This is a genomic window from Sphingobium sp. (assembly GCF_033795625.1).
GTDB lineage: Bacteria > Pseudomonadota > Alphaproteobacteria > Sphingomonadales > Sphingomonadaceae > Sphingobium.
The window spans coordinates 1-737 of the sequence record NZ_JARYGI010000121.1; the positions used below are offsets into that span (position 1 = coordinate 1).

Sequence of the window (737 nt, forward strand, 5' to 3'; positions counted from 1 at the left end):
CTCCACCCAGAACCGGTCGCCAGGCGGGGCGCGCCAGCTCGCTGGCGCGCCCTCAGCGGCTCCGAAAGCCAGGCCTCTCACCCGCGTCAGGATGCGGCCGCACGATCCATCCGCGGAGCCCGCTCCAGCACTGCATCCACGGCGTCGCGGAGGTGCGCGGCAGCCCTGTCCTCGTCCGCCGCTTCCAGCCACTCCAGCGCCTGCCGCATCAGCGCGAGCGCCATCGCCTTCTGGAGCGTCGGGTCCGTCTCGAGATCGTCCATTTCGATTGCCCGGGCGCACCTGATCCCAGCGGTCGCGTCGGAGCGCCCCGTCCAACGAACTCCCGCGCGCTGGGCGCGGGAGCCGGGGCTGGTAACACGTCGAGACATGCGCCTACGCTTTTAGTGCCGGGGCACCTGGACATATGCGCAGGCACCCCGGCGTGAGACCACACCGAGTTGCCGTTCTCGACGGGATTACCAGTCCCGGCGCTGCCGCTTTGCAGCGCCCCTGCGGACTATCATAGGCATGTCGGCGAACCAACCCGCGACTGCTCGCCGGCTGTTTGCGCCTCCCGGTCAATGATGGTTGGGCGCGCCCGCGCGGCGGCCCGAAGATCGATCAGATCTCGCGGTCCCGCCGCACGTGGCCGGACCATTCCCGCGTGTCAAATCGAGCGCCGCGGTCGAGGGTGTTCAAGCCCGCCGTCGCGCCCAGATCAGAGGATGAAATCTCTCACAGACTTCCCAGTCTGT

At 69.1% G+C, this 737-nt stretch carries 1 protein-coding gene; it reads right to left on the reverse strand.

Annotated elements, in window-relative coordinates; genetic code table 11:
- Positions 1–86: 86 nt before the first annotated feature.
- On the reverse strand, positions 87–263 hold the full coding sequence (locus QHC67_RS18925; RefSeq protein WP_319296716.1) for a hypothetical protein: 177 nt from the start codon (positions 261–263) through the stop codon (positions 87–89).
- Positions 264–737 lie beyond the last annotated feature (474 nt).